The 24534-nt window shown below is 68.4% G+C and carries 23 protein-coding genes and 1 pseudogene; 13 read left to right on the forward strand and 11 right to left on the reverse strand.

The annotated features are described in order from the left end of the window. Positions 1–10 precede the first annotated feature (10 nt). Entirely contained in the window at positions 11–1012 is a 1002-nt protein-coding gene (hemB, locus tag H8F25_RS10760) for a porphobilinogen synthase (protein WP_197210410.1), read from the forward strand. Positions 1013–1102: 90 nt separating this feature from the next. Here the strand turns inward: hemB and H8F25_RS10765 are convergent, their stop codons facing one another. After that, a complete protein-coding gene (locus tag H8F25_RS10765) occupies positions 1103–2131 on the reverse strand; it encodes a hypothetical protein (protein WP_197210411.1) in 1029 nt (342 codons plus the stop codon). A gap of 1302 nt (positions 2132–3433) precedes the next feature. After that, entirely contained in the window at positions 3434–4648 is a 1215-nt protein-coding gene (locus H8F25_RS10770) for an ATP-binding protein (protein WP_197210412.1), read from the reverse strand. A gap of 383 nt (positions 4649–5031) precedes the next feature. On the opposite strand from H8F25_RS10770, the gene H8F25_RS10775 reads away from it, so the two are divergent. Then, complete coding sequence (locus H8F25_RS10775) at positions 5032–5484, forward strand: VOC family protein (RefSeq protein ID WP_197210413.1); 453 nt, start codon at positions 5032–5034, stop codon at positions 5482–5484. A gap of 266 nt (positions 5485–5750) precedes the next feature. After that, entirely contained in the window at positions 5751–8222 is a 2472-nt protein-coding gene (locus tag H8F25_RS10780; protein WP_197213748.1) for an endonuclease MutS2, read from the forward strand. 83 nt (positions 8223–8305) lie between these two features. Here the strand turns inward: H8F25_RS10780 and H8F25_RS10785 are convergent, their stop codons facing one another. Beyond that, on the reverse strand, positions 8306–9538 hold the full coding sequence (locus H8F25_RS10785; RefSeq protein WP_197210414.1) for an ABC transporter ATP-binding protein: 1233 nt from the start codon (positions 9536–9538) through the stop codon (positions 8306–8308). 37 nt (positions 9539–9575) lie between these two features. On the opposite strand from H8F25_RS10785, the gene obgE reads away from it, so the two are divergent. Continuing rightward, complete coding sequence (gene obgE / locus H8F25_RS10790) at positions 9576–10658, forward strand: GTPase ObgE (RefSeq protein ID WP_197210415.1); 1083 nt, start codon at positions 9576–9578, stop codon at positions 10656–10658. 178 nt (positions 10659–10836) lie between these two features. On the opposite strand, the gene H8F25_RS10795 is transcribed toward obgE, so the two are convergent. Next, a complete protein-coding gene (locus H8F25_RS10795) occupies positions 10837–11055 on the reverse strand; it encodes a CP12 domain-containing protein (RefSeq protein WP_197210416.1) in 219 nt (72 codons plus the stop codon). Between the two features lie 166 nt (positions 11056–11221). On the opposite strand from H8F25_RS10795, the gene H8F25_RS10800 reads away from it, so the two are divergent. Beyond that, entirely contained in the window at positions 11222–11743 is a 522-nt protein-coding gene (locus H8F25_RS10800) for a hypothetical protein (RefSeq protein ID WP_197210417.1), read from the forward strand. Here H8F25_RS10800 and H8F25_RS10805 read toward each other — a convergent pair. The 3 genes from H8F25_RS10805 to H8F25_RS10815 are packed head-to-tail and all read right to left on the reverse strand — an operon-like array spanning position 11717 to position 15545. Further along, positions 11717–13732, reverse strand: a complete 2016-nt coding sequence (locus H8F25_RS10805; RefSeq protein ID WP_197210418.1) for an ABC-F family ATP-binding cassette domain-containing protein — start codon at positions 13730–13732, stop codon at positions 11717–11719. The two genes, H8F25_RS10800 and H8F25_RS10805, sit on opposite strands and share 27 nt — an antisense overlap. Next, positions 13729–14409, reverse strand: coding sequence for a DUF2301 domain-containing membrane protein (locus tag H8F25_RS10810; RefSeq protein WP_197210419.1), 681 nt, complete (start codon positions 14407–14409; stop codon positions 13729–13731). The genes H8F25_RS10805 and H8F25_RS10810 overlap by 4 nt, the downstream gene beginning before the upstream one ends. After that, positions 14406–15545: a glutathione S-transferase C-terminal domain-containing protein gene (locus H8F25_RS10815; RefSeq protein WP_231596773.1), complete on the reverse strand. Its 1140-nt coding sequence runs from the start codon at positions 15543–15545 to the stop codon at positions 14406–14408. The genes H8F25_RS10810 and H8F25_RS10815 overlap by 4 nt, the downstream gene beginning before the upstream one ends. 55 nt (positions 15546–15600) lie before the next feature. Here H8F25_RS10815 and H8F25_RS10820 point away from each other — a divergent pair, with 55 nt between their 5' ends. Beyond that, complete coding sequence (locus H8F25_RS10820) at positions 15601–16572, forward strand: aspartoacylase (RefSeq protein ID WP_197213750.1); 972 nt, start codon at positions 15601–15603, stop codon at positions 16570–16572. 58 nt (positions 16573–16630) lie between these two features. Here H8F25_RS10820 and H8F25_RS10825 read toward each other — a convergent pair whose 3' ends face one another. Then, positions 16631–16966 (reverse strand): hypothetical protein, encoded by a 336-nt coding sequence (locus tag H8F25_RS10825; RefSeq protein WP_231596774.1) that lies wholly within the window; start codon positions 16964–16966, stop codon positions 16631–16633. A gap of 496 nt (positions 16967–17462) precedes the next feature. On the opposite strand from H8F25_RS10825, the gene psbA reads away from it, so the two are divergent. After that, positions 17463–18542 (forward strand): photosystem II q(b) protein, encoded by a 1080-nt coding sequence (psbA, locus tag H8F25_RS10830; RefSeq protein WP_197210420.1) that lies wholly within the window; start codon positions 17463–17465, stop codon positions 18540–18542. Positions 18543–18728: 186 nt separating this feature from the next. Here psbA and nth read toward each other — a convergent pair whose 3' ends face one another. Next, on the reverse strand, positions 18729–19382 hold the full coding sequence (nth, locus tag H8F25_RS10835) for an endonuclease III (RefSeq protein WP_197210421.1): 654 nt from the start codon (positions 19380–19382) through the stop codon (positions 18729–18731). A 95-nt stretch (positions 19383–19477) separates the two neighbouring features. Between nth and aroC the strand changes: the two genes are divergently transcribed. Then, positions 19478–20566 carry a chorismate synthase gene (aroC, locus tag H8F25_RS10840; RefSeq protein WP_197210422.1) on the forward strand — a complete coding sequence of 363 codons (1089 nt, stop codon included), beginning with the start codon at positions 19478–19480 and terminating at the stop codon, positions 20564–20566. A gap of 26 nt (positions 20567–20592) precedes the next feature. Here the strand turns inward: aroC and H8F25_RS18165 are convergent, their stop codons facing one another. Both H8F25_RS18165 and H8F25_RS18170 read right to left on the reverse strand, forming a co-directional pair. Beyond that, complete coding sequence (locus H8F25_RS18165) at positions 20593–20844, reverse strand: Uma2 family endonuclease (RefSeq protein WP_370525725.1); 252 nt, start codon at positions 20842–20844, stop codon at positions 20593–20595. Beyond that, positions 20816–21277 (reverse strand): Uma2 family endonuclease, encoded by a 462-nt coding sequence (locus H8F25_RS18170; RefSeq protein ID WP_370525726.1) that lies wholly within the window; start codon positions 21275–21277, stop codon positions 20816–20818. The genes H8F25_RS18165 and H8F25_RS18170 overlap by 29 nt, the downstream gene beginning before the upstream one ends. A gap of 426 nt (positions 21278–21703) precedes the next feature. Here H8F25_RS18170 and H8F25_RS10850 point away from each other — a divergent pair, with 426 nt between their 5' ends. From H8F25_RS10850 to H8F25_RS10870, 5 genes and pseudogenes are all read left to right on the forward strand, one after another. Beyond that, positions 21704–22273 carry a hypothetical protein gene (locus tag H8F25_RS10850; protein WP_197210423.1) on the forward strand — a complete coding sequence of 190 codons (570 nt, stop codon included), beginning with the start codon at positions 21704–21706 and terminating at the stop codon, positions 22271–22273. A gap of 160 nt (positions 22274–22433) precedes the next feature. After that, entirely contained in the window at positions 22434–23228 is a 795-nt protein-coding gene (locus H8F25_RS10855) for a hypothetical protein (protein ID WP_231596775.1), read from the forward strand. 165 nt (positions 23229–23393) lie between these two features. Further along, positions 23394–23618, forward strand: a pseudogene (locus H8F25_RS10860) (chorismate synthase); the annotation flags it as partial. A gap of 84 nt (positions 23619–23702) precedes the next feature. Next, on the forward strand, positions 23703–24065 hold the full coding sequence (locus H8F25_RS10865; RefSeq protein ID WP_197210425.1) for a nucleotidyltransferase domain-containing protein: 363 nt from the start codon (positions 23703–23705) through the stop codon (positions 24063–24065). Beyond that, on the forward strand, positions 24062–24460 hold the full coding sequence (locus H8F25_RS10870) for a HEPN domain-containing protein (RefSeq protein ID WP_197210426.1): 399 nt from the start codon (positions 24062–24064) through the stop codon (positions 24458–24460). Before H8F25_RS10865 ends, H8F25_RS10870 begins: the two co-directional genes overlap by 4 nt. Positions 24461–24534: the final 74 nt, after the last annotated feature.

Here is a 24534-nt window from a genome sequence, read left to right on the forward strand (position 1 = left end):
GATCCCCCCCATGGAGCTCACCTACCGTCCGCGGCGGCTGCGGCGCACCCCTGCCCTGCGGGCCCTGGTGCGCGAGCACCATCTCGCTCCCACCGACTTCATCTACCCCCTGTTCGTGCATGAGGGGGCGACCAACGAGCCGATCGGCGCCATGCCCGGCGCCAGCCGGTGGAGCCTCGAGGGCCTGGTGGATGAGGTGGGCCGCGCCTGGGATCTGGGCATCCGCTGCGTCGTGCTGTTTCCCAAGGTGGCCGACGGTCTCAAGAGCGAGGACGGCGCCGAGTGCTTCAACGAGCACGGCCTGATCCCGCGGGCGATCCGCCGCCTCAAGGAGGTGCATCCCGGCATGGCGATCATGACCGACGTGGCGCTCGACCCCTATTCCTGCGACGGCCATGACGGCATCGTCTCGGCCGAGGGCGTGGTGCTCAACGACGAGACCGTGGAGATCCTCTGCCGTCAGGCGGTCGCCCAGGCCCGTGCCGGCGCCGATCTGATCGGCCCCAGCGACATGATGGACGGTCGCGTCGGCGCCATTCGCGAGGCCCTCGATGACGAGGGCTTCGAGCACGTGGGGATCATCAGCTACACGGCCAAGTACGCCAGCGCTTACTACGGTCCTTTCCGCGAGGCACTCGATTCGGCCCCCCGTGCCGCCGCCGGCAAGCCGATCCCCAAGGACAAGAGCACCTATCAGATGGATCCGGCCAACGGTCGCGAGGCGATCCTCGAATGCCAGCTCGACGAGAGCGAGGGGGCCGACATCCTGATGGTCAAGCCCGGCCTGGCCTATCTCGACATCATTCATCGCCTGCGCCAGGCCAGCGAGCAGCCGATCGCCGCCTACAACGTCTCGGGCGAGTACGCGATGGTGAAGGCCGCCGCCGAGCGCGGCTGGATCGATGAGCGGGCGGTGGTGCTCGAAACGCTGCTCAGCTTCCGGCGGGCCGGAGCGGATCTGATCCTCACGTATCACGCCTGCGACGCAGCCGCCTGGTTGCGGCAGGGCTGAGGGAAGGGGGCGCTGGGGAGCGAGAGAGCAGCCTGACTCCTGCTGCCTTGGTAGCAGGATGATGCCAGGCATTGGAGAATGCCCTAAGGATCAAGGCTGATCTTGTCGCTCGCTGCGCTGACCGGATGATGGTTCCCCGCGATGCATGGATGTTGATCTCTGTTGTTTTTTTGGTTTGCCAGCCCGGCTTGACAGTGAAAATCTGTTCAAAACGGCTTCCAGGTTTTGCATGGCGCTCAGGAGCAGGCCCAGGGGGCCTCTTTTAGCGTTTCCATAGCGCTGCTTGTTCCATTGTTTAGCCGACTGTCTGCGGCGACGCTCCAGCATGTACGCCTGAATGCTGTTTGACAGAGCCTTGAATGGACCCGATCGAAGTGCTGATCTACCAGCCGGCCCAGAACGGAACAATGTCCTGAGACGAAACGTCGCCAGCTTGTCCTGGACGCTGTCCATCAGAACCGGACCTGTTGGCGTTGGACTGGTGAAGGATGCGAAGCCGAACGCCAGCACGAGACAGGCGATGACGATGCGCAAGACCTGCGGCGCTCGGGCACGCCAACTGTATTGCGCCGCCAAGGCCTGGCGTTGCTGGGTAATCTGTTTAGCGATCTGATCAAAGCCGGCATCCAACTGGGCTTGGACATCTGGAAGCGGGCGAGCGAGAATCGCTGGGTTGAGTGCAGGTGCACCCAGCTTGGACATCCGTTGCTGAAGATCGGCAACGCTGGAGGCCTGATTGGCAGCCTGGCGATAGGTCTTGAGCTGCTGTTCCGAAGCATCAAGAGCACGAGCCTGATCGGATGTGCCAGTTTGTTGTAGAATCCCCATATAAATGTGCACTGGAACCAGGAACAGAAAACCTAGAACTGCCAGTCCGGCGAGGCGAGAAAAGAGCAGGCGGCGTTTGTACAGGAGCTGATTCTCCGGATAAAGCTTGCTGCCCACGACAAGAACAAGAAGCGCAAGAAGCGGCATGCTCGAGCCGTTGATCAGGGTGGCAGTGACGCGACTGATCCAGTCGTAATCCAGTAGTTTTGGTGGGATGGCCGCAGAGACGACCAGCAGGACATACAGGAATGCAAACACCAGGCTGAGCCGGCTGAGGCTGCGCGCGTACATGCTGAGTGGATAAAAGAAAAGCCCTGCTCTCGCAGGGCTTGGTGAGGAGGCGCAAGGCTTGATTAGGAGTGAAGAGAACTCTCTACTCACGCTTGTTGGGATTGTTCAGCCTTGGAGGCACTCCGGACCCGCGAACGCAGGCGACGGCTGAAGCTGAAGGCGGTGGCTGCTCCCAGAATGGGAAGCGGCCCGGGAACGGGAACCTCTCGGAATACAATGGTTTCACTGCTTCCGGCGAGTGTGAAGGTCACTGTGGGAGTTGCAAGCCCAAGCTGGGCAAGGCTGCGATCGAGGAAAAATGAATTGAGAATTGAATCTCCACTGGCATAAGAGTTTGCAAGCCAGATGGTAGATCCCGGCACATTCGCGTTTGTTGAGCTGCCAGCATTAATGAACAGAGGAACTGTTGTGCTTGGTGCTGGAGATGCGAGTGCGAGGCAGTTTCCAGTTGCTGAGCAACCTGGCTGATTGGCGTTATCGAAGGTGAATGGGCTCGCAATCCCAGAAATTGAATAGTATCGGCCTGGTGTGCTCGCAATCAGTTCACTGAAGCGAGTGACGTCGTTATTGGTGTTGAGGCCCGACCGTGCAGCGGCGTTTCCAAAATTTACGCTAAGATTAGTGCTAGTAAGGCCTGTTAGATTGAGAGAGCCGGATGCTCTGACCTCTGTTCGTGTTGGCGAAACTTCAATCAGGTCGATAAACAGGGTGGCTCGGCTGGCGCCTGCATTGATGATGAGCGGGGCTGTTGCAACTGCCAGTAATTAGGCAATTCCTTTAATCTTAAACCGTTGCACGGTATCTCTGATTTTAAACTGTCATCGCAATTTTGCTCCGCTGCCCTGACGCACCCGAAGGGGCTGGACGCCTGTGCAACTGGCGCATTGACCGGTCGGCTTGGGTCTGGTCCGTGCTATGGGGTGATTGCTGGCTTTTCCGGCCCTGCTTGGTGTTCGGCAGCAGCCATAAAGAAGGCGCCTCGCCGAGGCGCCTGCGGGTGGGGTTGGCCGGTGAACCTCGCCATGGCCGGCTTCTCCGCCCGACGGGAGGCAGCTTGCTCCATGCCGTGGATCCTGTCCAGGGGACTTCCATTTCGAGGACCCGGCCGCAGTCGATGCGGGCCACGACCAGCTGGAGGCGACCGGCGATCCCATCGGCCCGCTGCATGACCATCGCGACGGCACCGCCTCCTCCTATCTGCAGGATCCGGAGGGCAACTGGCAGGAGGTGCACGACGAGCCTGCCTGCGGCGTTCCCGCCAACACCGGTGAGGATCCGATTCCCTTCGGTCGATGGCTGCGCTCAGAGCACCCGCCACCACGGCGCCGCCAGCACATCGGCTGTGAGCCATTCGATGCGCGTGCCGGTGTGCAGCAGCAGACCCGAGCGGGCCTGGCTGCCGTATTCGGCGCGGAAGCTCCTCAGGTGGGTGCAGTCCGCCAACCGCGGTGATGCCGTGGCCTTGATTTCAATCGGCAGCAGTCTGCCCCCCGCTTCGATCACCAGATCCACCTCCTCGCCGAGGGTGGTGCGCCAGTAGCCCAGTTCCACCCGCTGGACGCGCGCATCGCGCCAGGCCAGTAGATCCTGGAGCACCAGGTTTTCGAGATGGCAGCCCTGCGGTTCCGCTCCGGCCAGGTGCAGGGCGACGGCGGTGTCGCCCCAGTAGAGCTTGGGGGCCTTGATCAGCCGCTTGGTGCGGTTCACGGCATAGGCCGGCAGGCGCACAAGCAGATAGGACGTTTCCAGCAGATTGAGCCAGCGGTGCACCGTGGGTTGGGGCAGCGCTACGTCACGGCCCAGTTCGGTCTGGTTGAGCAGCTGCCCCAGGCGCAGGCAGGCCGCCTGCATCAGCCGGCGGAAATCGGGCAGGGAGCTGATCGAGGCGAGGTCCTGCAGGTCGCGCTCGAGATAGGTGCGCACGTAGCCGTCGAACCAGATGGCGCGCTCGGCAGGGTTGCTCAGTTCGATCGCTGGCGTTGGGAAGCCGCCCCGCTGCGCCAGCGCCCGCCAGTCCTCGGGCTGGCCGTCCCCGTTGGCCAGCAGGTCGTGCCAGCTTTCTTCAGGCGTGGCGAGCAGTTCCTCCCAACGGCCGGCGCTTCCCAGCCCGAGCTGCTCACGGCGGGTGAGCGGCCAGAGGTTGAGGTAGCTCGCCCGGCCGGCGAGCGATTCAGACACCTGCCGCATCAGCAGCAGGTTTGCCGAGCCGGTGAGCAGGAAGCGCCCCGCTGTGCGGTTTCGATCAATGGCCCGCTTCACGGCGCTGAGCAGAGAGGGCTCGCGCTGCACTTCATCGAGCGTGATCGGCTCGTGCCCTCCCACCAGGGCCTCCGGATCGCTTCTGGCGGCAGCGAGCACGTCGAAGTCATCCAGCGTGCGGTAGCGCCTGCCTCCAGCAACGAGCTGCTCAGCCAGGGTGCTCTTGCCGGTCTGACGCGCCCCCGTGACCACCACCGCCGGCATCACCGCCAGACGATCGGCGAGGGCGCCGCTGACCAGACGGGGCAATGGATTCACGTCTTGGATGAATTTCATTCACCATGCGAATGGTAGGTGGCGCTGGCAATCGAGGCGCTGCACGCTGAACGTCCCGTGCCGCCCGAGCCGCAGCTGCATGCAGGCGAGGCGGCGCTGAAGGAGCCCCTACGCGCCGCCAACGGACCGGGTTAGGCCGGGTGTCCTGGGGGCCTGGCCCCCGCACGCCGAGTGCCCGCAGAGCACCAGGAAGCCGGCGCGGTCGGCCGGGGCGATCAGCAGGGTGCGCAGGGTTGTTGTGCACCAGCTCGAAGCGCAACGGAAGCCGAAGGCTCCTGCGAAGCCATACAGCCGGTTCTCCTCCACCTCGGGATCCTGGCTGAACTGCGCCTTGCCCGAGAATGCAGGCCGTGCGCCGTCCCGCCATGGCTCCAGCCCCCCACCGCGCAGAGCCCGCCGTTCATCGCCTCGGCCATGTGGCCCTGCGGGTGACCGACATGGAACGGGCCAAGGCCTTCTACACCGCCCTCGGGCTGCGGCTCACCTGGGATGCGCCCGACTGGGCCTACCTGCAGTCGCCGGTCACCGGCGATGGTGTGGCCCTGCTCAGCCCTGAGTACAAGGCGGCGGGTCCCCATTTCGCCTTCCACCTTGAGGACCGCGCCGCTGTGGATGCGGTGCATGGCCAGCTCGTGGCCAGCGGCCATCCGGTGGGCCCGGTGCACGATCACCGCGACGGCACCGCCTCCTTTTATCTGCAGGATCCGGAGGGCAACTGGCTGGAGGTGCTCTATGAGCCCCCCGCAGGCATTCCCACCAACACCGGCGAGGCGCCGATCGCCTCGCTCACGCCAGCCAGGGACGGCGTTTGCGGGTGAGCCAGACGACCGACCCCATCCCTGCCGTGAACGAGAGCGCCGCCACCGTGCCGGATGGGCCGACGGACCGGCAGGTCTGCGCTGCCGCTGCCGGCCCTCCACCTGCTGACCTGAAGGACGCGGGGCCGACGTGGCAGCCGGCAGACGCGGCTGCGGTGTCCTTGCCGACAGATCCCGGCCTGGGGGTGGTGATTTCCCCGCAGGCTCCCGGGCTGCTGCCAGCGGCTGACCTGCCAGCGGCTGAACGGGCTGCCGCGTCGGCCGCCATCCCGTCGCACTCGGCCCCTGAACCGGACATCGCCGCCGACACCCTGGAGCTGCTCGAGTGGCCGCGGCTGGCCGAGCACGTGGCCGGCTTCGCAGGCACCGAGGCGGGACGGCGCCACTGCCGCCTGCTGCCTCTGCCTGCATCGCCCGCCGAAAGCCTGGGGCTGCTGGCGGAGACCACCGAACTGCTGGCGCTCGATGGCCTGATCGAAGGCGGCCTCAGCTTCCAGGGGGTGGCCGACATCCGCGCCACGGTGCAGCTCTGCGCCAAGGGGGGCTGCGCCGGAGGCGAGGAGCTCCTGGATCTGGCCGCCACCCTGGCGGCGGCCCGCCGGCTGCGGCGCCAGATCGAGGATCCGCAGCTGCGGCCCGTCTGCAGCGCTCTGGTGGGCGAGCTGCGCACCCTGCCGGAGCTGGAGCAGCGCCTGCATTTCTGCCTCGAGGAGGGCGGTCGCGTGGCGGATCGGGCCAGCGCCGAGCTGGCGGCCTTGCGCCGCCGGTTGCAGGCAGCCCTGGCTGAGCGGCGCGAGCGGCTCCAGGACCTGCTGCGCCGTTACGCGCCGATGCTGCAGGACACGGTGCTCTCGGAGCGTTCCGGCCGGCCGGTGCTGGCGGTCAAGGCCGGCGCCGCCGCCCAGGTGAAGGGCCTCGTGCACGACAGCTCCGCCTCCGGACAGACGGTGTACATCGAGCCGCAGGCGGTGATCGCCCTCGGCAATCGCCTGCGGGAGCTTCAGGGGGAGGAGCGCGAGCTGGAGCGGGCGGTGCTGCTGGAGCTCAGCGGCCTGGTGGGGGAGGAGGCCGAGGCCCTGCACCATCTGCAGAGGATCCTGGTGCGGCTCGATGCCGGCCTGGCCCGGGCCCGCTACGGCGCCTGGCTCGGAGCGGTCCGGCCTGAGCTGACTGACGACCCCGAGACCCCGTTCGAGCTGCGGGATCTGCGCCATCCCCTCCTCCTCTGGCAGCAGCGTCGCGAGGAGGGATCTCCGGTGGTGCCGGTGACGGTGCGGGTGGGCCCCGAACTGCGTGTGGTGGCGATCACCGGTCCGAACACCGGTGGCAAGACCGTCACGCTCAAGAGCATCGGCCTGGCGGCGCTGATGGCCCGCGCCGGTCTGTTCCTGCCCTGCAGCGGTACGCCCAGGCTGCCCTGGTGCGGCCAGGTGCTGGCCGACATCGGCGATGAGCAGTCGCTGCAGCAGAACCTCTCCACCTTCAGCGGCCACATCCGCCGCATCGCCCGGATCCTGGCGGCCCTGGCGTCGGCTGCCGCGGCACCGAACGGCGGGTCCACCCCGCCACCCGTCGTCCACCCCGCCGGCGCCAGCCTGGTGCTGCTCGATGAGGTGGGCGCCGGCACCGATCCCACCGAGGGGGCGGCCCTGGCGGCCTCCCTGCTGCGGCACCTCGCCGACCGGGCCCGCCTGACGATCGCCACCACCCACTTCGGCGAGCTGAAGGCGCTCAAGTACGGCGATTCCCGCTTCGAGAACGCTTCGGTGTCGTTCGACGAGCAGACCCTCTCGCCCACCTATCGCCTGCAGTGGGGCATCCCGGGCCGCAGCAACGCCCTGGCGATCGCCACCCGTCTGGGCCTGGACGCGCAGGTGGTGCAGGCGGCGGCCGAGCAGCTGCGGCCCGGCGGCAGCGGTGAGGTGAACCAGGTGATCGAGGGCCTGGAGCGGCAGCGCCAGCAGCAGCAGGAGGCGGCGGAGGCGGCAGCGGCCCTGCTGGCCCGCACCGAGCTCCTGCACGAGGAGCTCCTGTCCCGCTGGCAGCAGCAGAAGGAGCAGAGCGCCGAGATCCAGGAGCAGCGGCGCCGCGAACTCGAACACTCGATCCGCGAGGGACAGGGGGAGGTGCGCCGTCTGATCCGGCGGCTGCGCCAGGGCGGCCGCAGCGGTGGGCGCGAGGCGGCCGAAACGGCCCGCGTCACGGGCCAGCGGCTCAAGCGCCTGCAGCAGGAGCACAGCCCCCAGCCCCAGCGCGTGGACCACGGCGGCTGGCGGCCTGCCGTGGGCGATCGCGTGCGGCTGCTGGCCCTGGGCAAGGCGGCCCAGGTGCTGGCCCTCTCCGAGGACGGCCGCGAGCTCACCGTGCGCTGCGGCGTGCTGCGCACGACGGTGGATCTCTCGGCGATCGAAGGGCTCAACGGTGAGAAGGCGTCGCCGCCGCCGCTGCCCCAGGTGCAGGTGCGCAGTCGCCGCAATCCGGCCAGTCGCGGCCCTGATGTGCGCACCGAGGCCAACACCGTCGATGTGCGCGGCCTGCGCGTGCATGAGGCGGAGGCGGCGGTGGAGGAGCGGCTGCGCGGCGCCAACGGGCCGATCTGGGTGATCCATGGCATCGGCACCGGCAAGCTCAAGCGCGGTCTGCGCGACTGGCTGGCGACGATCCCCTACGTGGAGCGGGTCAGCGACGCGGACAAGGGCGACGGCGGGCCGGGCTGCAGTGTGGTTTTTGTGAAGTGAAGGGGCGCAGGAACCAGCACCGCTCGCCACTCGCGCTGTTTCAGCCCGCTCCCCCGCGCTTCATGACCTGCCGCCGCGGTCGCTCACCCCAGCACCGGCAGCTGAGGCTCCCTCCTTTCCTGGGGACCCGGCCCGCGCAGCAGCGCCTCGCCGGCGGCATCGAACAGACGCCAGCCGCTCGGATCCACCTCCAGATGCACGTCCTGGCCCACGGTCACGGCCTGCTCGGGACCTGTGCGCACCAGCAGCAGATGATCGCCCTCCTTCAGCCGGCAGGTGAGCAGCTGCTCGTTGCCGAGGGCTTCAAGGTGGCAGACCACGGCCGTCAGGTTGCGGTTGGTGGCGGGCGCCAGGCGCAGGTGCTCCGGCCGCAGCCCGCCGGTGAGGCCCATGCCCACATGGGCGGCGCTGAGCTCCTCCAGCGGCCCCTCGAGCAGCAGGCGCTGGCCGGCGACCTGCAGCTGCCCCGGGGCCACGATCCGCACCGGCAGCAGGTTCATCGGTGGGCTGCCGATGAACTGGGCCACGAACAGGTTGGCGGGCCAGCGGTACAGCTCCATCGGCGAGCCCAGCTGCTGCAGCCGGCCGGCATGGAGCACGGCGATGCGATGGCCCATCGTCATCGCCTCCACCTGATCGTGGGTGACGTACAGCGTGGTGGTGCCCAGGCGCCGCTGCAGATCGACGATCTGGCTGCGGGTGCCGGTGCGCAGCTTGGCGTCGAGGTTGCTGAGCGGCTCATCCATCAGGAACACCGCCGGCTCGCGGGCGATCGCCCGGCCGAGGGCCACCCGCTGTTTCTGGCCGCCGGAGAGCTCCTTGGGCAGGCGCTGCAGCAGGCCGTCGAGTTCGAGGATCTCCGCCACCTGCTGGACCCGCGCCTCGATCCGCCGTTCGCGGGCGGAGGGAACCTGCAGGGGGGCGGGCCAGCTGCGCGTCAGGCGATGGCCCTGGTCCTGGAGCTGCTGCAGCGGCGTGCGGGGCGTGCGGCGGCGCAGCCCGAAGCCGATGTTGTCAGCCACATCCAGGTGGGGGTAGAGCGCATAGCTCTGAAACACCATGGCCACATCCCGCTGCGAAGGCCGCAGCCGGCTCACCGGCCTGTCGCCCACGAAGATCTCGCCGCCGCTGGGTGTCTCGAGGCCCGCCAGCATGCGCAGCAGGGTGCTCTTGCCGCAGCCGGACGGGCCCACCAGCACCAGAAATTCGCCATCTGCCACCGTCAGATCGAGCGAGGCCAGCACCTCCACCGGATCGCCATCACCGCGGCGGGGCGGGTAGGTCTTGCGGACCTGCTGGAATCGGACCTCGGCCAAGCGGTTGCCGCGACCGGCGGATCCTAGGGTTGAGCGAATGCAGTTCATCGATCAGGCCCGCGTCGTGGTGCGGGCCGGCCGCGGCGGCGACGGCATCGTGGCCTTCCGCCGAGAGAAGTACGTGCCGGCCGGCGGACCCTCCGGCGGCGATGGCGGTCGCGGCGGCCACGTGCTTCTGCGCGCCGACAGCAATCTCCAGACCCTGCTGGACTTCAAGTACAAGCGGCTCTTCGAGGCGACCCCCGGTCGCCGGGGTGGCCCCAACCGCTGCGCCGGAGCCGGTGGCGATGACCTGGTGATCAAGGTTCCCTGTGGCACCGAGGTGCGCGACTGCCGCACCGGCATCCTGCTGGGCGATCTCACCGAGCCGGGCCAGGAGCTGATGGTGGCCGCCGGCGGCCGCGGCGGTCTGGGCAATGCCCACTACCTCAGCAACCGCAACCGGGCCCCCGAGAAGGCCACCGAGGGCAAGGACGGCGAGGAGTGGCAGCTGCAGCTGGAGCTCAAGCTGCTGGCGGAGGTGGGCATCATCGGCCTGCCCAACGCCGGCAAGAGCACGCTGATCTCGGTGCTGTCCGCCGCCCGGCCCCGCATCGCCGATTACCCCTTCACCACCCTGGTGCCCAACCTGGGGGTGGTGCGCAAGCCCAGTGGTGATGGCACCGTGTTCGCCGACATTCCCGGCCTGATCGAGGGTGCCGCCCAGGGGGCGGGCCTCGGCCATGACTTCCTGCGCCACATCGAGCGCACCCGCCTGCTGATCCACCTGGTGGATGCCGGCGGCGAGGATCTGCTCGCCGATGTGGCGGTGGTGGAGGGCGAACTGCAGGCCTATGGCCACGGCCTGGCCGAGCGGCCGCGGCTTCTGGTGCTCAACAAGATCGAGCTGCTCGACGCCGACGCGCTGGAGGCCGCCATGCAGGACCTGCAGCGCCACGCCCACAGCCAGGGCGTGCTGGCCACCCTGGCGATCTCCGCCGCCACCGGCGTGGGCCTGGAACGGCTCAAGGCGACCGTCTGGGCCCAGCTGGAGGCCGCGGCGGCCGAGCAGTCGCCCACAGTCCAGGAGATCACCACGGTGGAGCCGGTCGCCAGGCCGCGCTACGAGCCTTCAGCCTGAGCGCGACTGGCTGCGGCAGCGGGCAGCCTCGGGCCTGCGAACAGCCCCTTGCCATGGCAGCAGCCTCCCCGATGGGGCGCAAGGCCAAAAAAAACCGGGCCCTGCGGCCCGGCTGAAGCTGATTGATGGGCTCCCGGCGCGTTGATGGCTGCAGCGGAGCATGGGTGCGGACGACGACTCAGTCGTCGTAGACCTTGCACTCGGGGGCTTCCGGGTTCAGATCGCAGAACACTTCCAGGGGAGTGGGGTCGTGGCTGTCCTCGGGGTGGTGCTGCTTGTACTCCTCGAGACCCTTGAGCTCCTCTTCGAGGTGACGGACCTTGCCGTCGTTGCCTTCGGCGCGGGCGGCCTCGATCTCGAGCCTGTCCTTCTCGATGTGCTCGTCGATGCTTTTCATGCGGACACCGGCCTCGCCGGTACGGACCGGGCATACCTTACGGACCATGCCCCCTCCCACGCGCCCCCCTGTGGGCGGCCGCTGATCTCCGTAGCCAACCGCAACGATGGCGCCTTGCGGTCTGCCGCTGCTAGCACCGAAGTGGACTGTCCTGGCAGGTGTGCCCATGACCCGCATCCGCAAACGGCGCGGCCGTCACTTCATCGATGAGAACGGGCGTCTGTTCTGGATCAATGGTCCGGAGGATCACTGCTATCTCTCCGAGCAGCGCCAGTGGCGGCGGGGGCTGGCCTTCGAGGAGGTGCTCGACTGGAAACAGTGCGCCCCCAGCGGCATGGTCAGCCAGCGCTTCGGCTCGCCGCAGGAGGCCTGCGAGGCCTACGAACACAGCCGGATCAGCTGGTATCAGGATCTCTATCTGCGCCGCATGGGCGATCAGATGGCGGCCCATCGCAGCGCGGTCGATTACAAGCCCACCGCCATGAAGCAGGCGGAAGCGTCCGGTGAGCCGGTGCGGCAGCAGCCCTGGCGCCTGCCCGATCCCGCCGGACCGGTCTGCGGCCTGCCGCCCCGCTCCTGTGACGCCGGCGCCGCCTCACCCGGCAGCGGTCGCGGTGCTCCCGCAGAGGCGGAGGTCACCCATGCCTGCCGCCGCCGTCGCTCAGGCCGTGAGCTCGCTGAGCGCTAGCCAGCGCTCCTCGGCGGCACTGATCTGCTCCAGGAGCTCGGCCAGTTCCTGGGAGAGGGCCTCGAGCTGGCGGTGGTCCGCGGCGCCGGGATCGGCCAGCCGCTGCTCGAGCTCCTGCCGGCGGCTCTCCAGCTGCGGCAGCTCGGCTTCCAGGCTTGCCAGTTCGCGGCCCTCGCCGTAGCTGCGGCGTCGGGGGGGCTGCTCCTGAGCGGCCGTTGCAGCGGTGGCCTCGTCTGCGGCGGCCCTGGTGGCCGGGCTGCCCTGGGTCTCCAGCCTTGCCGTGTCGGCCCGGTCTGCAGGCGCCTGGGGAGCAGATCCGGCCGCCTCGCGAGCGCTCCTCCGCTCGCCCTGCCGCCGCTCCAGATAGGCGCTGTAGTTGCCCTCGAACCGTTCGAGCCGGCCGCCCTGGAAGCTGAACAGCCGATCGACGGTGCGATCGAGGAACCAGCGGTCGTGGGAGACCACCACGACACAGCCGCGGAAGTCCTCAAGGAAGTCCTCCAGCACGGCCAGGGTGTGGACGTCGAGGTCGTTGGTGGGCTCATCGAGCAGCAGCACGTTCGGTGCCTCGATCAGCAGCCGGCAGAGGTGCAGCCGGCGCCGTTCGCCGCCTGAGAGACGGCTCACCGGCTGGTGCTGCTGGGCCGGCGGGAACAGGAAGCGCTCCAGCAGCTGCGAGGCCGTCAGGCTGCTGCCCGCCAGCTCGACGCGGCTGGCGGATTCCTGCACCACGTCGATCACCTTGCGCTCGCGGCCGGCGGCATCCACCCCGTCGAGGGCGGTGTCGCTGTGCTGGTCGAAGCAGGCCAGCTTGACGGTGCTGCCCAGTTCGACCCGCCCCAGCTGGGGCCGGCGGCGGCCGGCGATCAGATCGAGCAGGGTGGATTTGCCCGAGCCGTTGGGGCCGATGATCCCCACCCGGTCCTCGGGGCTGAAGTCGTAGGTGAAGTCCTGCAGCAGCGGCTCGGCGCCGGCCTGGCGAGCCTCGTCGCTGGCCCAGACGCTCAGCGCCTCGATCTCGATCGCCCGCCTGCCCAGGCGCCGCCGCTCGCTGGCCAGGCTCAGCTCCCCCTTGCTCTGGCGCTTCGGGGTCTCCCGCAGGGCCTCGATCCGCTGGATACGGGCCTTCTGCTTGGTGCTGCGGGCCTTGGGGCCTCGCTTGAGCCATTCGAGCTCGCGGCGCAGCACGCCGCGCAGCTTGGCCTCGCTGGCGGCGGCGGCGGCCTCCTCCTCGCCCTTGCGCTGCAGGTAATAGGCGTAGTTCCCGCTGTAGGCGCGCGCCTCGCCCCGGTCCACCTCGACGATCCGCTCGGTCACCTGATCGAGCACGTAGCGGTCGTGGGTGATCAGCACCAGGGCGCCGCTGAAGCGCTGCAGCCAGCCCTGCAGCCACTGCACGCCGTCGGCGTCGAGGTGGTTGGTGGGCTCATCGAGCAGCAGCACATCCGGGTCGGCCACCAGCGCCGCCGCCAGGGCCAGCCGCTTGCGGTAGCCGCCGGAGAGATCGCCCACCCGGCGGCCGACGTCATCGATGCCGAGCCGGTCGAGCACCTCGCGGATCTGCTGCTCCAGGCCCCAGGCCTGGCTCTGGTCCATGCGGGCGTTGAGCTGGCCCAGTTCGGCCAGCAGGGCCGTGTCGTCCTGCCCGTGCTCATGGGCGTGGGCCAGGGCGGCGCTGACCTCGGTGTAGCGGCGCAGCAGCTCCATCTTCTCGCCGCTGCTGGCGAACACCTGCTCGAGCACCGTGCGCTCCGGATCGATCTCGGGCTCCTGGCTCACCAGCACGACGCGGCTGCGCGGGTCCACCCGCCGCTCGCCCGCCCCGGGGGGCTCCAGGCCGGCCAGCAGCTTCAGCAGCGTTGATTTGCCGGCGCCGTTGGGGCCGATCAGGCCTAGCCGTTCGCGCTCGCCGAGGTGCAGGGTGAGGTTGTCGAACAGGGTGCGGATGCCGAAGTCCTTGCGCACCCCCACCAGGGAGATGGCACTCATGCGGCCGCTCCGCTCCGGGAGCCGGTCGCCGCGCGCTGGCGGGCGAGATGCTCGAACACGCTCTTGTCGCCCACATCGGCGGCGGCCTCCATCGGGAACTTGCGCAGGCAGAGCACCAGCAGCAGGGCGGCCGCGGCGAGCAGCAGGGCACCGGTGGGTTCTGCTGCCAGCAGGCCGCTGAGGCGGCCCAGCAGGGCCACGGGCAGCAGCAGCGTCACGCCGATCGCCTCGGGGCGGCGGAAGCAGAAGAATTCCTTGAAGCCGATGCCGGTGAGAGCGGCGAAGAACGGTCCCACCGCCAGGATCCACAGGGGCTGGGCGGCCAGCGTCGGCAGCAGGGCGTCCGGGCCGACGCGCAACGCCAGGGCGGCGGCGCCGAGGCAGCCCAGCAGCCAGAACAGCTGCAGGGCCCGGTGCAATGGCCGCAGATAGATGTGAATCCAGCGCAGCGCCAGACCCAGGCCGGCGCCCATCAGCAGCAGCCAGGGCCAGGTCAGGGCCGGGCCCCACTGCTGCCACTGCAGCAGCAGCGCCAGCAGCGCCACGGCCACCGCCGTCAGCGCCAGCCGGTAGCCGAGCACCTCACGGCGGTCCCGTTCGGTGATCGTGTAGGTGCCGAACATCCCCTCAAACACAGGATCGGAGGCGGCGGGGCCGGGCGGGGAGGAGGAGCTCATGGCTGGGGGGCCTCCGCGAGGGGGGAGGTGGCGAGGGGATTGGAGGGGGGCATGGCCGAGAGCAGCGAGGCCAGGTCGGGGCCCGCCGGGATGATGCCCGAGGGGTGGAGCGGGAACAGGGCGCCGAAGTAGTCGCGCCGCCAGGCCTCAGGGAAGCAGGTGGCGGCCACCCCGGGCAGTGCGTGGAAGCGGCGCCGCCAGTCCCAGATGGCCGGCAGCTGCCAGAGCGGGCGCCGGCTGACCCCGAACAGGGGCCCGTAGACCAGCTCCAGGCGCACCAGCGTGGTGAACAGCTGCACATCCGCCAGGCTCGGGGTGGGGCCACCGGCGAGCCAGGGCCCGCCAGGCGAGGCCGGGCCCTGTGGGTCTCCCGAGGGCTGCTCCCGTTCTGCCGATCCCGCCCCTGCGGACGTCCCGGCCGGGTCGGGCTGCGCGCTGTTCAGGTTCCCCATCGGTTGCGGCGTCGGGATCCCAGCCGCCTGCGCCTGCAGCGTCTCCTCGGCGGCCTCAAGGGTCTGCCAGAAGTCAGCTTCCGCGTCGTCGTAGGCGGCCTGGTTGCGGGCGAAGCCGCAGCGATACACCCCGTCGTTGACCGCGCTCTGCAGGCGTTCGCGCCAGCGGCGGATCGCTTCGTGGCGCTCCGGTGGATCCAGCCGCAGCGGGGATGGCGAGGGCCAGAGGTCGAGCAGTTCGATCAACCGCGCGCTCTCCCCCACCACCACCTTTCCCTGCCGGCGCGACCAGAGCACCGGCACCGTGGCGCGGGTGCCGCGGGCCGCACCGCTGCGCTGATACAGCGCGGCCAGGGTGTCGCAGCCTTCGAAGGGCTCGCTGAAGCGCCAGCGGCCCGCCTGGGGGTCGGGATCGACCACCAGCAGTTCGATCGTGGCGGCCAGACCCCGCAGGCTGTGCACCAGGGCGGCCCGGTGTGCCCAGGGGCAGCTGCGCCCGACGATCAGCACGTGGGCGCCCGGCTCGCCCGCGTCGTCCGGCACAGGAGGCAGGGTGGTGAAGGGGCTGGCCGGCCTGCGGTAGCGGCCCTGGTCGTCGGCCGGTCCAAGGCCTCCCATCAGCTGGCGCCACTGGCAGTGCCAGAGCTCCCGGGCGGTGCGGATCAGAAGGGCGGGAGGGGCCATGGCCTCACTCTGGCGCTCCTGCGCCAGGCTGGCGCAGGTCCGGGCGGTGGCGACGATGGGCATCGAGGTGAAGGACACACGGGCGGTGGGCCGCGTGCTGGTGGTGGCCGGCACCCATGGCAATGAGATCAACGCCCCCTGGCTGCTGGATCGCTGGCAGCGGGACCCCCGCAGCGCACCCGACACCGAACTGGTGGTGGAGTGGCGCCTGGGCAATCCCGCCGCCCGGGCCGCCTGCCGCCGCTACCTGGAGCGCGATCTCAACCGCAGCTTCGATCCGGCGCTGCTGCAGGCCACGGAACCGGTGGCCCTGGAGGTGGAGCGGGCCCGCCAGCTGCTCGCCGATTGCGGCCCCACGGGCACGACGCCCTGCCTGGTGGCCTTCGATCTGCACAGCACCACCGCCGCGATGGGCAACAGCCTGGTGGTCTACGGCCGCCGGCCGGCGGATCTGGCGCTGGCGGCCGCCGTGCAGGGCGATCTGGGCCTGCCGGTGTATCTGCATGAGGCCGATGCACGCCAGACGGGCTATCTGGTGGAGCGCTGGCCCTGCGGCCTGGTGATCGAGGTGGGACCCGTGCCCCAGGGGGTGCTGGCGCCGGCGATCCTGCGGCAGACCAGGCTGGGGCTGGAGAGTGGCCTGGCGGCCCTGGAGCGGGCGGCGCTGGGGACGCTGCGGCTGCCGCCGCAGCTGGTGGTGCATCGCCACCTCGGCAGCCTGGATCTGCCTCGTCACGCCGATGGTTCACCGGCCGCGGTGCTGCATCCCGAACGCCTGGGTCGCGACTGGCAGCCGCTGCAGCAGGGGGATCCTCTGTTTCTGGATGGCGAGGGGGCCACACTTGCCTACGTGCCCCCGACCGGTCTGGAGGATCGTGTCGTCTGGCCGGTGTTCATCAACGAAGCCGCCTACGGCGAGAAGGGCATCGCCCTGAGCCTCACGCAGCGCGAGGTCTGGGACGGGGAAACCGCCTGGGCAGAAGCGCTGGAGGCGATGGCCCGGCGCCTGGAGCGTGCCGGGGGCTGAGACGGCCGCCGCCCATGGGCTCAGCCGCACGCCAGAGTCTCAGACGTAGGCCAGCGCCTCAGCCGCAGGCCAGGGTCGCCTGTTCCTGGTTGCACTCCAGATCGGTCTGGCTGCCGTCGGCCCAGTAGATGCGGAGACGGTTGCCGTCCTCGGCGGTGCGGTAGGTGAGCGACTTGATCGCCCCTTTCGGCACGCGCGGCCCCTGCTGCGGCTGCCTCACCTGGCCGGAGATCTGGTTGATCCGCGTCTCCAGCTGCTGGATCTTGAGCACCAGCTGATCGATGCGGCGGCTCTGCTCGTTGCCCTTGCTCTCACATCCGCTCAGGGCCATCGCGGCGAGCAGGGGCAGCACCAGCAGGCTGTTGCGCAGGAGCGGAGCGGCGCGCTTGGTCATCAGCGGATCGAGCCCGGTCTGGCTACCTCCTAGCAGCCCGGCCTGGGCTTGACCAGACAGGCCCCGGGTGCTCTGCCGTGGGGAGCTGTGGATGGACGGCCGAACTCGGCGCCGATCCCGCGGCCTGCCACGGACAGGTGCGAGCGACGGCGGATCGCAGGCGAGGGAACGGGGGCCTCGGGATGGTCTGCCGCCATGGCGCGCTGAGGCCGGTTGCAGCCCCGGGATCGGCCATGGCCCCCGCGTGGGTGGGGCGCCTGCAGGGGCCGGATGGAGCGAGCCGAACGAGCAGCGCGGCGCCCGGAACACCCATGCCCAGAGGCGGATCCGGGGCCTCCCGCCCCGCTCAGGAAATCTTCATGACGGCTCCTTCACAAACGCCGCAAAGATCCGTTACATTGCCGTCGGGCGGGAACCCGCCCCTTCATTCCCGTCTCTCTGTCTGCGTTCAGGTCTGTCCTGTCGCCGGCACCGGGGCACCACCTCAACCGTTCTCATGACCGCCACTCTCCAGCAGCGCTCCGGCGCTTCCGGTTGGCAGCAGTTCTGCGAGTGGGTCACCTCCACCAACAACCGCCTTTACGTGGGCTGGTTCGGCGTGCTGATGATCCCCTGCCTGCTGGCCGCCACCATCTGCTTCGTGATCGCCTTCATCGCTGCTCCCCCTGTGGACATCGATGGCATCCGTGAGCCCGTTGCCGGCTCGCTGATGTACGGCAACAACATCATCTCCGGCGCCGTTGTTCCTTCGAGCAACGCCATCGGCCTGCACTTCTATCCCATCTGGGAAGCCGCCAGCCTCGACGAGTGGCTGTACAACGGCGGTCCTTACCAGCTGGTGGTGTTCCACTTCCTGATCGGCGTCTACGCCTACATGGGTCGTGAGTGGGAACTCTCCTACCGCCTGGGCATGCGCCCCTGGATCTGCGTTGCCTACAGCGCCCCTGTGGCCGCTGCTTCGGCTGTGTTCCTGGTGTATCCCTTCGGTCAGGGCTCCTTCTCCGACGGCATGCCCCTCGGCATCAGCGGCACCTTCAACTACATGCTGGTGTTCCAGGCTGAGCACAACATCCTGATGCACCCCTTCCACATGCTGGGTGTGGCCGGTGTGTTCGGCGGCAGCCTGTTCTCCGCCATGCACGGTTCGCTGGTGACCTCCAGCCTGGTGCGTGAAACCACCGAGTCTGAGTCCCAGAACTACGGTTACAAGTTCGGCCAGGAGGAAGAGACCTACAACATCGTGGCTGCCCACGGTTACTTCGGTCGCCTGATCTTCCAATACGCCTCGTTCAACAACAGCCGCAGCCTGCACTTCTTCCTGGCTGCCTGGCCTGTGATCGGCATCTGGTTCACTGCCCTGGGCGTGAGCACGATGGCCTTCAACCTGAACGGCTTCAACTTCAACCAGTCGATCCTTGATTCGCAGGGTCGTGTGCTGAACACCTGGGCGGACATCCTGAACCGCGCTGGTCTGGGCATGGAAGTGATGCACGAGCGCAACGCTCACAACTTCCCGCTCGACCTGGCTGCTGCTGAGGCCACGCCTGTGGCGCTGACCGCTCCGGTCATCGGCTGATCCTCGGGATTTTTCCAACCCTCAACGCTCTGTTGAGCTCGGGCCCCCTCCTCGGAGGGGGCATTTTTGTCGCCGCGTCCCGGAAGGGGGGCAGCAGGCCACCGGCCACTGCAGATCCCGGATGGGTGGCAGTGCATCCCCGACGCGGAGCGTTCCCGATGCCTGTCGGACCTCAGAGCGGCTTGATCAGGCCTTCTGGGTCAGCACCGGCCGGCGGCGGTTTGGATAGAGCTCGCGGCACAGGGGGCAGACCGTGCCGTTGCAGCCGCGGGCGGTGCAGTACTCGCGGCCATAGAAAATGATCTGCAGGTGCAGCCTGTTCCAGGCCTCTCGGGGGAACAGGCGCTTCAGATCGGTCTCGGTGCGGGCCACGCTCTCGCCGCTGCTCAGGCCCCAGCGCTGCGCCAGGCGGTGAATGTGCGTGTCCACCGGGAAGGCCGGCACGCCGAAGGCCTGGGCCATCACGACGCTGGCGGTCTTGTGACCGACGCCCGGCAGGGCCTCCAGCGCCTCAAAGCTGCGCGGCACCTCGCCGCCGTGGCGCTCCAGCAGCAGCTCCGAGAGCCGTCTGACGTTCTTCGCCTTGGTGCGGGCCAGCCCCAGCTGACGGATGTGGCCCAGGATCGTCTCCTCGCTCAGGGCCGCCATCGCCGCCGGCGTCGGGCCAGCGGCGAACAGGGCCGGCGTCACCTCGTTCACCTTCCTGTCCGTGCACTGGGCGCTGAGCAGCACCGCGATCAGCAGCGTGAAGGCATCGCTGTGATCGAGCGGCACCGGTGTCTCGGGATAGTGCTCGTCGAGGCGCCGCAGGATGAGGGCCGCCCGCTCGGCTTTGCGCAAGGCTCGAGGCTCGCGGAGGGCCCCTGACGCTAAGCAGGGCGCCTGGCAGGCCGGCCGGGCTGCGTTTGTAGGCTCAGCCTCAGCGCAGACGGCCCATGGGCAGCAGTTTCGGCACCCTCTTCCGCATCCACACCTTCGGTGAGTCGCACGGAGGCGGAGTGGGCGTCATCGTCGATGGCTGCCCGCCGCGGCTGGCTCTGGATCTCGAGGCCATCCAGGCCGAGCTCGATCGCCGCAAGCCAGGCCAGAGCAAAATCACCACCCCCCGCAAGGAGGACGACCGCGTCGAAATCCTCAGCGGCCTGCTGGATGGTGTGACGCTGGGCACGCCGATCGCGATGGTGGTGCGCAACAAGGATCAGCGCCCCCAGGACTATCAGGAGATGGCGGTGGCCTTCCGCCCCTCCCATGCCGATGCCACCTACCAGGCCAAGTACGGCATCCAGGCCCGCAGCGGCGGCGGCCGCGCCTCGGCCCGCGAGACGATCGGCCGGGTGGCGGCAGGCGCCATCGCCAAGCAGCTGCTGGCCAGAGCGGGCGGCACGGAGGTGCTGGCCTGGGTGCAGCGCATCCACACGATCGAGGCCCAGATTGATCCGGCGGTGGTGAGCCTGGAGGCGATCGAAAGCAACATCGTGCGCTGCCCCGACGCGGAGGCCGCCGAGCGGATGATCGAGCGGATCGAGGCGATCGGCCGCGAGGGGGATTCCTGCGGCGGCGTGATCGAGTGCATCGTGCGCAACCCGCCCGTCGGCCTGGGCATGCCGGTGTTCGACAAGCTGGAGGCGGATCTGGCCAAGGCGGTGATGTCGCTGCCGGCCACCAAGGGCTTCGAGATCGGCTCGGGTTTCGGCGGCACGCTGCTCAGGGGCAGCGAGCACAACGACGCCTTCCTGCCCAGCGAGGCCGGCCGCCTGCGCACCGCTACCAACAACTCCGGCGGCATCCAGGGCGGCATCAGCAACGGCGAGGAGATCCGCCTGCGGGTGGCCTTCAAGCCCACTGCCACGATCCGCAAGGAGCAGCAGACGATCGATTCGGAGGGCAACGCCACCACCCTGGCCGCCAAGGGCCGCCACGACCCCTGCGTGCTGCCGCGGGCCGTGCCGATGGTGGAGGCGATGGTGGCGCTGGTGCTGGCTGATCACCTGCTGCGTCAGCAGGGGCAGTGCAGCCTCTGGTGATGAGGGGGAGGGTCGAGGCACCGGCCTCACTCCGCCCAGATCGGCTCCAGATCGATCACCAACCCCGAAAACTCTCGCTCCCCCTGCAGCCGGCTGGCGGCCTCGATCCGGCGGCCATGCGCACCGCCTTCCAGCGGTCCCCACACCTCCACGGCCTGTTCGGCCGGGATCAGCAGCCAGCCGAGGCGGGCGCCGTTGCGCTGGTAGGCGGTCATCTTCTGGCGCAGGGCGGTGAGCCCTCGGGGGCCTTCATCGCTGGGGCTCGCCAGCTCCACCACCAGATCGGGGCAGAGGGGGGAACCGGCGGCGCTGCTCGGGCGTGAGAGCCTGCCAGCGATCCAGGGCCACCAGGGAGGTGTCGGGGCTGAGCACCGCATCATCGGGGAGCCGGAAGCCTGTGGAGCTGTCAAATGCCATCCAACCGCCCTGGGCCCGGGCCCAGGCCTTGATCTGGAAGAAGAGCTCGCCGTTGCGGGCGCCGGTGTCACCGCCGGTGGGTGTCATGGCGATCAGGTGTCCGTCGGCAGCCAGCTCCAGCACCGCCTCGGGGTTGGCCTGGCAGAGCTGTTCGAATTGCTCGGGGCTGAGCCGCAGGCTGGTGGTGAGCGCCACGGGCAGGGTGAGGGCGCCGAAGGGTTGATCGGGGCTCAGGGTGCCCGGGCGCACCGGCGTGGCGCTCGGCGTCTCCCTGGGATTCGACGGGGCAAGCATGGACCGATCGGTCGCTGCGCTCAGGCTAAGAGCCTCGGCAGCAGCTGATCTGGATTCGAGGCCCACTGGCCCAGCGGCACGGATCCGGGAGTTGCAGCGATCCGGTAAATCCAAGGCCAGAGCAGGGGTCCCGAACGCCATCAACGGCTCGGAGCCTTCCACCTCTGCACTGGCAGCCATCGCATCCGCTGCAAAACGGTGTGCAAATTCACGCTTCTCGACTGTCGCCTGCGTCGATGACACCGAGAAGGCGCGTAGGGGATTTCCCCCGCGATGGCAGGCTCGCTTCCGTCATGAAATGCTCAGGTCCACGGCCCAACCGCTTGCTTGCGGTAAAGAAATCCGAAGATTGTTCGCCCTGAGATCTGGCACATACCCCCCCCAAAAAAAAGCAAGCCGTAAGCTTAGTTTGGAATATTCAGTTAAATGAAGCCCTCAAAAGTCACTATTGCTTCCTTTTTCGTGGCATCACTTCTGAGCGCAACCCAAGCGAAAGCCGCTCTATTTAACTATGAATTTATGAATGTAGATGGCGCTGTTCCCGGTACGGTCAAAGGTAGCATCACCTTGCCCGATGGCGACGGCACGTTCGCGGCCTCTTTGGTTACGATCGATTCGTACCCCGCCGCGCTCGGCCTGGGTCCGACGCCAATATCAATATCCCCTTCCGATATGTTATCTAGTTCATTTACTGTTGGCGGTGGGCAAATTCTTTCCTCTGATTTCTTTGGATTGATCAATCAATTTACTGCCTTGGCGCTGAATGACACTTCGGTATGCGGAACTGGTGTGCCTGGTGTTTCGTTTCTGGATTTGTTCGATGCTATCGACTGCGGAGTTACTGGTGTCCTGGATTCAGCCAGTTCAACCTTGTCATTTTCTCCTGCCGCTGCCAGCGTTCCAGGCCCGTTACCCCTTCTCGGCGCTGCGGCAGCCTTCGCGCACAGCCGTCGCCTGAGAGCGCGTCTACGCGATGGCTCCCGCCCCCAGGCTTGAAGTTTCGCTCCATTTGCTTGTCTGGCCCTGCCTCGTCGGGGCTTTTTTATTGGTTGGTCGCCATCCCTGGTTTTGGTGGCTCCGTTGTTTGGCTCTCCAGCCTGGCTCGCCGGCTGGGTTGCGGAGCCGGTCTGTCTTGGTCTCCCGCCTGCTGCTCCCCATGTCCGTGCGCAACTTCAGCCGCCTGGCGCTGGTGTTCGTGGTGCTCTTCGTCGTGCTGGTACTGGGCAGCCTCTTCCCCATCCAGCTGCTGGATCCCGCCTGGCAGCGCCGCTTCGGCGCTGTGCTGTTGAATGCGGGCACCCTGCCACTCACCGCCCTGGCGCTGCTGCAGCTGGCCCGGCATCTGGATCCTGAAGATCCGCGCATCAGGAAGCGCCAGCAGCGTTTCGCCCAGCTGGCGATTGGCGCCGCCTTCGGTTTTCTGTTGCTGGCCCCCCTGCTGATCAGCGCCTCCCTGCGGCTCCAGAGCAGCGGCAACGCTGAGCAGCTCAGCCGCCTGGCTCGGGCCGAGGCGAAGGTGCAGCAACTGCGGCAGGCTGCCCGGCAGGCCAGCAGCAGCGCCGATCTCAGCGCCAGCTTCCAGGCCCTCAGCGGCCCCACCATCTCCCCGGCTGAACTGGCTCTGCCGCTGCCGGTGCTCAAGGCCCAGTCCTCCCTCGCCCTCGATCAGGCCCAGGCGCAACTCCAGCGCCAGCGAAACGCCCTTCCAGGCAGCAATCCGCTGCGGCTGCTCCCCGAGCTGCTGCTCAACGCCCTCTCCTGCCTGGCACTGGCCTTTGGCTTCGCGATCTTTGCCAAGGCGAAAGACTCCGATCTCTCGCTGTTGGATTCCTGGCAGATCTCCCTGAAACGCCGATGTCAGTGGCGCGCTCGCCGCTCCGATCGGCAGGCCGATGAAGCCGACTACATCCGCCAGCTCAGCCGCGACGGGGACGAGCCGCCAAGGAACTGAGCGGCCCTCACAGATGGCGATGCCCCACTGACCACCCCATGTCCTCCAGAATGCAGTCCCCTCGGATGGCCCTGTAGATGGGGCGGCAGCGCTCACGCCGCCGAGCGGATCGAGGCGATCAGCCGCGAGGGCGACTCCTGCAGTTGAGTGATTGAATGCGTCGTGGGCAACCCACCGGTGGGTCGTATTCGGGTGGCCTTCAAGCCCACCGCCACGATCCGCAAGGAGCAGCAGACGATCGATTCGGAGGGCAACGCCACCACCCTGGCCGCCAAGGGCCGCCACGACCCCTGCGTGCTGCCGCGGGCCGTGCCGATGGTGGAGGCGATGGTGGCGCTGGTGCTGGCTGATCACCTGCTGCGTCAGCAGGGGCAGTGCAGCCTCTGGTGAGCGGATCTCCGTGGGGATCAGGGCAGCGTCAATCTGGATCGCATCCTGGGCTCTCGGCTGACCCAACCGATCGATAATGCCCAGATGACAACACCAGAAGGCGGCATCCAGGCTGGGAACCTGCCGGAGGGCCTGCGAAGCGAACTGCTGCCGGCTCTGGAAACCCTGGTGCGACAGGTGCGGCCGGAAGGCCTCTGGCTGTTCGGCAGCTGGGCGCGGGGCACCGCCAGCCGCCGTTCGGATGTCGATCTGCTCGTGATGGGCCTGGGCGACCGCCGTCTGCTCGAGGCCTACGAGGCGGTGCTGGAGGCACTGCAGGACTGCAGGCTGCCGCTGCAGCCGCTGGTCACCTCCGCTCAGCTCCTGGCTCGCCATGGCGATGCCCCGTTCTGGCGATCGGTGCGGTCTGAGGCGATTCCACTGCTGGCTGGCAGTCGCTTCCCATGAGCCTGGAGAGCGCACGCCATCGGGCCCGGTTGTGGATCCGCCAGGCCGAGGATGATCTGCGGGCGGCACGATTGCTGCAGGCGGCGGGTCAGTCCGCCCAGGCCTGCTTCCTGTCGCAGCAGGTGGGAGAGAAGGCGATCAAGGCCCTGCTGGCCGCAGAAGACCGTGATCTGCGCAGCCATTCGCTCACCGCGTTGCTGCGCACGCTCGACGAAGAGCTCGCCGTGCGCTGGCAGCGTCAGGCCCGCGTTCTCGACAAGCTGTATGCCCCCACCCGTTACCCGGATGCGCTGGGAGACGAGCTGCCTGCCGATGTTTTCGGCCCTGAGGATGGCGAGGCAGCTCTCCAGGCTGCCGGAGAATTGCTGGACTGGGCTTCTCAACAGCTCCAGTAGGAGGGCCTGCAGACGTCTCTCATGGGCGGGGGCCGTGTGGATCAGACAGGGCAGAGCAGCGGGATCGTCTGGCG

This window comes from Synechococcus sp. CBW1004, assembly GCF_015840715.1.
Classification (GTDB): domain Bacteria; phylum Cyanobacteriota; class Cyanobacteriia; order PCC-6307; family Cyanobiaceae; genus Cyanobium.

Bases quoted from the DNA above. Each gene is read 5' to 3' on its own strand.
- psbA (WP_197210420.1), top strand. From the start codon at position 17,463: ATGACCGCCACTCTCCAGCAGCGCTCCGGCGCTTCCGGTTGGCAGCAG.
- H8F25_RS10865 (WP_197210425.1), top strand. From the start codon at position 23,703: ATGACAACACCAGAAGGCGGCATCCAGGCTGGGAACCTGCCGGAGGGC.
- H8F25_RS10775 (WP_197210413.1), top strand. From the start codon at position 5,032: ATGGCTCCAGCCCCCCACCGCGCAGAGCCCGCCGTTCATCGCCTCGGC.
- obgE (WP_197210415.1), top strand. From the start codon at position 9,576: ATGCAGTTCATCGATCAGGCCCGCGTCGTGGTGCGGGCCGGCCGCGGC.
- H8F25_RS10800 (WP_197210417.1), top strand. From the start codon at position 11,222: ATGACCCGCATCCGCAAACGGCGCGGCCGTCACTTCATCGATGAGAAC.
- H8F25_RS18170 (WP_370525726.1), bottom strand. From the start codon at position 21,277: ATGCTTGCCCCGTCGAATCCCAGGGAGACGCCGAGCGCCACGCCGGTG.
- H8F25_RS10870 (WP_197210426.1), top strand. From the start codon at position 24,062: ATGAGCCTGGAGAGCGCACGCCATCGGGCCCGGTTGTGGATCCGCCAG.
- aroC (WP_197210422.1), top strand. From the start codon at position 19,478: ATGGGCAGCAGTTTCGGCACCCTCTTCCGCATCCACACCTTCGGTGAG.
- H8F25_RS10815 (WP_231596773.1), bottom strand. From the start codon at position 15,545: ATGGCCCCTCCCGCCCTTCTGATCCGCACCGCCCGGGAGCTCTGGCAC.
- hemB (WP_197210410.1), top strand. From the start codon at position 11: ATGGAGCTCACCTACCGTCCGCGGCGGCTGCGGCGCACCCCTGCCCTG.
- H8F25_RS10810 (WP_197210419.1), bottom strand. From the start codon at position 14,409: ATGAGCTCCTCCTCCCCGCCCGGCCCCGCCGCCTCCGATCCTGTGTTT.
- H8F25_RS10855 (WP_231596775.1), top strand. From the start codon at position 22,434: ATGTCCGTGCGCAACTTCAGCCGCCTGGCGCTGGTGTTCGTGGTGCTC.
- H8F25_RS10820 (WP_197213750.1), top strand. From the start codon at position 15,601: ATGGGCATCGAGGTGAAGGACACACGGGCGGTGGGCCGCGTGCTGGTG.
- H8F25_RS10850 (WP_197210423.1), top strand. From the start codon at position 21,704: ATGAAGCCCTCAAAAGTCACTATTGCTTCCTTTTTCGTGGCATCACTT.
- H8F25_RS10825 (WP_231596774.1), bottom strand. From the start codon at position 16,966: ATGACCAAGCGCGCCGCTCCGCTCCTGCGCAACAGCCTGCTGGTGCTG.
- H8F25_RS10805 (WP_197210418.1), bottom strand. From the start codon at position 13,732: ATGAGTGCCATCTCCCTGGTGGGGGTGCGCAAGGACTTCGGCATCCGC.
- H8F25_RS10795 (WP_197210416.1), bottom strand. From the start codon at position 11,055: ATGAAAAGCATCGACGAGCACATCGAGAAGGACAGGCTCGAGATCGAG.
- H8F25_RS10765 (WP_197210411.1), bottom strand. From the start codon at position 2,131: ATGTACGCGCGCAGCCTCAGCCGGCTCAGCCTGGTGTTTGCATTCCTG.